General features: G+C 67.0%; 7 protein-coding genes. 6 read left to right on the top strand and 1 reads right to left on the bottom strand.

All coding sequences use genetic code 11. The features are described from left to right. Positions 1 to 917 precede the first annotated feature (917 nt). From IMZ11_RS41475 to IMZ11_RS41455, 5 genes are all read left to right on the top strand, one after another. Positions 918 to 1,409: an HNH endonuclease signature motif containing protein gene (locus tag IMZ11_RS41475; RefSeq protein ID WP_228648902.1), complete on the top strand. Its 492-nt coding sequence runs from the start codon at positions 918 to 920 to the stop codon at positions 1,407 to 1,409. Positions 1,410 to 1,730: 321 nt separating this feature from the next. Further along, positions 1,731 to 1,910: a helix-turn-helix domain-containing protein gene (locus IMZ11_RS41470; protein WP_228648900.1), complete on the top strand. Its 180-nt coding sequence runs from the start codon at positions 1,731 to 1,733 to the stop codon at positions 1,908 to 1,910. Positions 1,911 to 2,246: 336 nt separating this feature from the next. Further along, complete coding sequence (locus IMZ11_RS41465) at positions 2,247 to 2,828, top strand: TetR/AcrR family transcriptional regulator (protein ID WP_228648897.1); 582 nt, start codon at positions 2,247 to 2,249, stop codon at positions 2,826 to 2,828. A gap of 79 nt (positions 2,829 to 2,907) precedes the next feature. Next, positions 2,908 to 4,182 carry an MFS transporter gene (locus IMZ11_RS41460; RefSeq protein ID WP_228648895.1) on the top strand — a complete coding sequence of 425 codons (1,275 nt, stop codon included), beginning with the start codon at positions 2,908 to 2,910 and terminating at the stop codon, positions 4,180 to 4,182. A gap of 16 nt (positions 4,183 to 4,198) precedes the next feature. Beyond that, positions 4,199 to 4,957: an SDR family NAD(P)-dependent oxidoreductase gene (locus IMZ11_RS41455; RefSeq protein WP_228648893.1), complete on the top strand. Its 759-nt coding sequence runs from the start codon at positions 4,199 to 4,201 to the stop codon at positions 4,955 to 4,957. A 173-nt stretch (positions 4,958 to 5,130) separates the two neighbouring features. On the opposite strand, the gene IMZ11_RS41450 is transcribed toward IMZ11_RS41455, so the two are convergent. Beyond that, on the bottom strand, positions 5,131 to 5,337 hold the full coding sequence (locus IMZ11_RS41450; RefSeq protein ID WP_228648891.1) for a hypothetical protein: 207 nt from the start codon (positions 5,335 to 5,337) through the stop codon (positions 5,131 to 5,133). 97 nt (positions 5,338 to 5,434) lie between these two features. Between IMZ11_RS41450 and IMZ11_RS41445 the strand changes: the two genes are divergently transcribed. Beyond that, complete coding sequence (locus IMZ11_RS41445) at positions 5,435 to 6,190, top strand: DUF1963 domain-containing protein (RefSeq protein WP_228648889.1); 756 nt, start codon at positions 5,435 to 5,437, stop codon at positions 6,188 to 6,190. The last annotated feature ends 273 nt before the right edge of the window (positions 6,191 to 6,463 follow it).

Below are 6,463 nucleotides of genomic sequence, written 5' to 3'. Positions count from 1 at the left end.
GTCTGCTGGACGCCTATGCCAAGCCTCGGGCTGTGGGTGATGACCGGCCGCTGCGGGTGCGGAACGCTGACACGTTGATCGCCGTGCTGGAGCAGCAGATCGGCACCGAACTCCTTGTGCTGGTCAACGCCGAGTCCCTCCCGGACGACTCGCCCGGTGCTTCCACATGCGACACGACCACCCAGGACACAACCGCGCTGCAGGACACAACCGCCCACGACAGCGCCGCCACCACCGGAACAGGAACCCGAACGGGCACGGAAGCGGGCACAGAATCCGGAACGAAAGCGGCAGCGGGCACAGGAACGGGACCGGAAGCGGGCACGGAATCCAGAACGGGACCGGAAGCGGCAGAGGCAGCGGGAGAGGGGGCAGTCAGGGGAGCGAGCGTCCTCGCAAATACGGCTGGCGCTGCTCCGGAGACCGGATCTGCGGCGACGGACCCGACCCCCGAGAGCGCCACCACCACGGCGGTAGCAGCCACGCCAGGTTTCGCCGCTGTCGCCGTGTCCGAGGCCGCCACTGCCGACGAGGTCGGCGCTGCCGAGGACACGTGTGCCGCAACAGGCGCGGCTGAATCCGCATGTCCCGGCGAGCCAGTGAGTGATGGCGCTTCTCGGTCCGGCGGAGTGCCGGGCGTGCACGCCGTACGAGAAGAGCTTGGCGTGGCCCGGGATGACCAGGCGTCGTCCCCCGATGAACCGACCTCCCCCGGAGCAGGGGCGGGACTGACATGGGATGAGCGCACACCGTCCCGAGAGAGGCCGGGCACGGCGCAGCATGAGTGCACATCGTCCCGGTATGAGCGGAATGCGGTGCGAGATGAGCAGCCATCGACTGGAGGTGAACGAGCGGCCGCATGGGATCGGCGGAGATCAGCCCAAGGTGAGCCGAGCACAGCGCGGGACCAGCCGAGCATGGCGCGGGATGAGCCGGGTCCGGCACAGGGCGAGCGGGTCTCTGATTGGGTGACGCCCGGTGGGCTGATCTCGGGCCGGAGGCTGCCCGGACTGCTGCTCGCCACCGGACAGTTCCTGCCCGTCTCCGACATCCACCGTCTGGCCAACACCTCCACCCTCACCCGCCTGGTCATGAACACCGACGGCGAGGTCCTCGACCTGGGCCGCAAAGTCCGGCGCGCAACGGCCCCGCAACGCAGGGCCATCCTCAGCCGCTACGCCACCTGCATGGTCGACGGCTGCCACCTGCCCGCTCACCTGTGCCAGATCGACCACATCGACAACTGGAGCGACGGCGGCGCCACCGACCTGGACAAACTCGGCCCCACCTGCCAGTTCCACAACCGCGACCGCTACCGAAATCCCGACCGCTACCGGCTCTATCGGGCTGGCAAGAACCGCTGGGCCTTCGCCTATACCGGCCCTCGGCCCACGACGGCCTTTCGCTAGGCCCTCGGCCCGTCGATCCACGGCCTGTGGACCATCCACCGGAACAAACTCCGGGCACACGCCTGACCGACCATGACTCCGCTGCCCCGCTGGTAGATGTGGGCCCAGTCGCCCACGGCGACGGCTGGCGCGGCGAGTAGGCCCGCGCGCCAGTCGAGCAGGACGCCGGGTGTGAGTAGTTGAGGTACAGGAAATCCCGGCGAGATTGATCTTGGTCGGCTAGCACACCGGGTGCGGGCACGGCCGGGGTTCGCGGAAAGCTCGCCGGACGGGCGTCGGTGCTGGTTACGGTCCGCCTCGTGCCGGTGGAGTTTCTGACTGATGAGCAGGCCGAGGCGTACGGGACGTTCACCGAGGTGCCCACGCGCCCGGAGCTGGAGCGGTGCAGAGCTGTCGACGTTGCGCCGCCTCGTCGACGAAGGCGTCAGCGTCACGGAGGCCGCCCGCATCCTGAAGCTCTCCCGCAGCACGGCCTACGCCGCACTTGCCGCCAACCAGTAACCAGGCAACTTGTGAAAAACGCGCTCCCCATTCTCGGAAGGTGGTGGGGATCGGTCAGATGATGGCCGTGATCGTATCGAGATGGTACTTGCGCAGCCCCGTAGGGTGCCTCGAAGTCCAGCACCCCGCCAGCCTGCTCGATCAGGGCACGGCCGGGAAGGTTGTCGATCCGAGTCACGCCGAGGTCGGGGCGGTGATGCCCCACGCGTGTGCGATGGGGGCGGGGTCCGGACAGATCCGGGGCCGGTTGTTCGAAGTGGATCCTCCGGTTCGGCTCGGGTCGCCCGCGCTTTCTATATTTGACCGTTCGATCTCGATATGGCTAGGGTTCAGGGTGTGGCGAGGACCAAGGAGTTCGATCCGGACGCGGCTCTGCAGAAGGCGCTGGAGCTTTTTTGGGAGCGTGGCTATGAGGCGACGTCCATGGCTGACCTGGTCCAGCATCTGGGTGTCGCTCGGGCCAGCATCTACGCCACCTTCGGCGGCAAACACGACCTGTATGTGAAGGCCTTCGAGAGGTACGTGCAGAGTCGGGACCCAGGCGTCGTGGAAGCGTTGTCTCAGCCTGGCCCGGTGCTGCCGGCCGTGCGCGCGCTGGTCGAGGCGTATGCAGAGGAGTCCTTGCGGGACGAGCGCAGGCGTGGCTGTATGGTCGTCAACGCCGCTGTGGAGGTCATGCCGGGTGATCCGCAGATGGCTCGCAAGGTCGAGGCGAGCTGGGACACTCTGGAGACCGCGCTGACCTCGGCACTGACCCGGGCGCGGGCGCAGGGCGAGATCTCAGGCGACAAGGACCCGCGCGCGTTGGCCCGTTTCTTGCTCGTCGTCATGCAGGGCATACGGGTCCTCGGCCGCGGGCATCCTGACCCCGGCCGGCTGCGTGACGCCACCGCACAGGCGCTGGCTGCTTTGGACTGAGGAAGTGATCGCTGTGACGAGAAGCGCTTTCGCGCGCCCAAATAATAGAACGGTCGGTCTAGATAGCCGGGTAGAGCGGATGGCCTTCGCGGTGCTCGGGGCTGTGCAGATCACGCTCATCGCGTCGATCACCGTCATCACCGTGGCATTGCCCGCCATCCAGCGGGATCTGCGAATGGACGATGCGGGGATGGTGCTGGTCACCTCCGCCTATGGCCTGGCGTTCGGCGGGCTGCTGTTGTTCGGCGGACGGCTATCGGACTCGTTGGGGCGTAGAAGAGTGTTCGTCAGCGGCATGGCGATCTTCGGACTCGCGTCCGCGGCGGCCGGACTCGCCCTATGGCCGGGCATGCTGCTGATCGCCCGGTGCGCCCAGGGGATCGGCGCGGCGCTGGCGGCGCCGGCGGCGATGGCGTTGGTGAGTGTCGTGTTTCCCGACCCGCATCGCCGGGGACGGGCGATGGCGCTGTGGGGTGTGCTGAGCAGCGCCGGCGCGACGGCGGGGACGGTGCTGTCCGGCGTGGTGATCACTTGGCTACCGTGGCGATGGGTGTTCCTGGCACCGGTTGTGATGTCGGCCGTCGCGGTGACCGCCATAGCGCGGCTTTTCCCCGCCGATCATCCACCGGTCAACCGGCGGATCGACTGGCTCGGGGCGGTGCTGGCGACCACCGGTCTGGCCGCGCTGAGCTACGGGGTACAGCGCTCCGGCTGGATCTTCTTCGGTGGTGTCGTACTGCTCGTCCTGTTCAGCCTGGCCGAGCGGCGCTCTCCGGCCCCGTTGATGCCGTTGCCGTTCCTCGGCGGACGCGCCTTGCCTCTGATCGCTGTCACGCTCTGCGCCGGGGCGATGGCTACCGCCTTCTTCCTGCTTTCCCTTTATCTGCAGCAGGTTCGCGGCCTGTCCCCGCTGCAGACGTCGGCCGCCTTCCTGCTGCCCGCCCCCGCCATTTTTGCTTCTGGCCCGCTGGCCGGACGGCTCATCACCCGTCTGGGGACCCATCGGGTGCTGGCGATCGGGTTGGCTACAGCGGCCGCCGGTCTGCTGCTGCTCAGTTTCCTCGATGTGCCCTACGCCGGGCTGCTCGTCTTCCCCTTCGGAGCGGGCCTGACATTCTCCGCCGCCACACTCGCGGCGACGCAAGACGTGCGAGACGACCAGACCGGCCTGGCGGGCGGACTGCTGAACACCGCAATGGAAATCGGCCCGCCCCTCGGTCTGGCGGTACTGGTCTCTGTCGCCACCGCATACTCACACCACCCGTCGAGTGGCGATGCCTTCGCCCTGCGCATCGCCGCCGCCGCCCTTCTTCTCACCGCCCTGCTGTCGGCGCCCAAGCGCCGCACCACGTAAGTAAAGGAGAAAACGCATGACCGCACGTTTCACCGGCAAGGTAGCCCTCGTCACCGGCGGCGGCTCCGGCATCGGCAGGGCCACCGCGCTCGCCTTCGCCCGAGAAGGAGCAACGGTGGTGGTCGCCGGGCGCAGCCCCGAACCACTCGAACAGACCGTGAAGCTGATCGAGAGCGAGGGCGGCCGGGCAAGCGCCGTGACCGCTGACGTCTCCTCCTCCGAGGACGTCGCACGGCTCGTCGCGACTACCGTGGAGCGCCACGGCGGTCTGCACATCGCCTTCAACAACGCAGGACTTCTTGAGGCCGGACCACTCGCGGACATGGACGAGGCCGCCTGGGACCGCCAACTGGCCGTGAACCTGACCGGCGTTTTCCTCAGCATGAAACACCAAATCGCCCACATGCGCCGCGACGGCGGCGGCGTGATCGTCAACACCGCATCCAACCTGGGCGCTCACATGCGCCTGCCGTTCCTCGGCGCCTATGCGGCATCCAAAGCGGCCGTAAGCGCACTGACTCGTGCCGCGGCAAAGGAATACATCGCAGAGGGCATCCGCATCAACGCGATCAGCCCCGGCCCAATCGACACCCTCATGTCCCTGCTGCCTGGCGAGACCCAGGCCGACCGCGCCGAACGAATGAAGAACGCACTGCCGATCGGCAGAGTCGGAACACTCGACGAAGCGGCCTCCGCGGTCCTTTGGCTCGCATCAAACGAGGCAGGCTTCGCCGTCGGCCACGACCTCGTCATCGACGGAGGCGCCACCGCTTGATCCAAAGGAGGAAATGACCACCGGCCGACCGCAGTCGGTGCCGGTTCTCCGATCTCATCCGAGGACATCGGGCATGCGCGGATCAGATGGAGTCATCGACTGCGAGTCGGACGTGTTGTAGAGACCGGGCAACCAGCGGATGCTGACCAAGATCATCCCATCAGTGTAGGTGATCAGCTAATTGAGCACGGCTGCCAGTCATGGAATTGAGCAGTGCCGGGACGGATCGCGATCACGTTATTGAGCATGCTCATGACGTGCGCGTCCGGGATGGTGGTGTTCGTCTTGATCGTCGCTGGGATGGGGATAGCTTGGCCGTGGTGATGCGGATTCATGGGCAGGGTGTCCCGCGAGGTCGTCGTGTGGGCGTACGGGCTCATCGGCAGGATCCCGCGTCCAACGGGGATTCTGCGGGAGGGCATGGTCTCTCCCGGCACCAAGGATCCGTGTCGGAGCGTGGTGAGAGACTCAGCGTTCATGGAGTCTGAAGGCCGCGTTTCCGGTAGCCGTGCAGCGATCGAAGAGATTGTCCGTGCCGAGTTGGGCGTGGATACAGCCGAGCGTTTCCTCCCCTTGGTGAGGCCATCTGTGGGGTTCGCCGTCCGAACGGACCTCATCGAGTCGGGCAGCTTGATCGGGGGTGTGCCCCGGGCCACCGAATCGTTCGAATGGCCGCACTATCGCGGGCACCCGATGGTGCTGCTGGCTCAGCTGGATTGCGGCCAGGCGGCGCGTCTGCTCGGCAGGGACTGGACGCTCCCCAGGGATGGATATCTGCTCTTCTTCCACGACGATGACTTCGCCGCGGAGTTCAGCTTCGATCTCGGCGATGATGGCTGCCGCGTCGTGCACGTCGCGGCTGGATCTGACGGGCAGCCGCGTGACGGCGGCGGCACCGTCATACCAGCCCTGCCGCTTGAGGCCAGCGCGCTGCCGTCGGTTCCGACCTGGGCAGATGCGGAGGCCGATCAGGCAGTTGATGGCGATGTCAGGGCCTTGATCAACTTGGATAAGGCGCTATCCGCTCTCATCCCAACCCCGCGCCACCGTCTGCTCGGCTGGTGCGACAGCAGCGACACCCCACAGCCGGAGGGGCATCGGCCGCTGCTTCAGGTGGAAGCAGAATCCGGCACCGACTGGGGCGAGATCGTCAATGTCTCCTTCTGGATCCGCGACGAGGACCTGCGGGCCGGGGACCTCAGCAATGTTCGCCGATCCTGCGAAGTCGCATGATCCTGTCGCCTGGGCGAGCCTGCTGGCGGATCGGCTGTCAGTCCCGTGGCTGCTGAGCGGTCTGGCTGCCGTCGGGGTTCTACCTCGGTGCTTTGCCGGTGCCAGTGGAAGTCGCAGGGCCTCCGGGGCGTTTGTTGGGTCGGTAGCTGGGGCCGTCCATGAACACCTGGTAGGAGTTGTTGATCAGCCGAAAGCGCGCGGGTTCGTCGAATCCTGAGCGGGGTCGGCTGGGAACCCGCGTGGGGGTGCCCGGTCTGGGGTCCAGGGTGGGGT

The organism is Microtetraspora sp. AC03309, assembly GCF_020826795.1.
GTDB classification, from domain to species: Bacteria; Actinomycetota; Actinomycetes; order Streptosporangiales; family Streptosporangiaceae; genus Microtetraspora; species Microtetraspora glauca.
The sequence above is the reverse complement of the archived record's forward strand: the minus strand, read 5'-3'. Positions and strand labels throughout refer to the sequence as shown.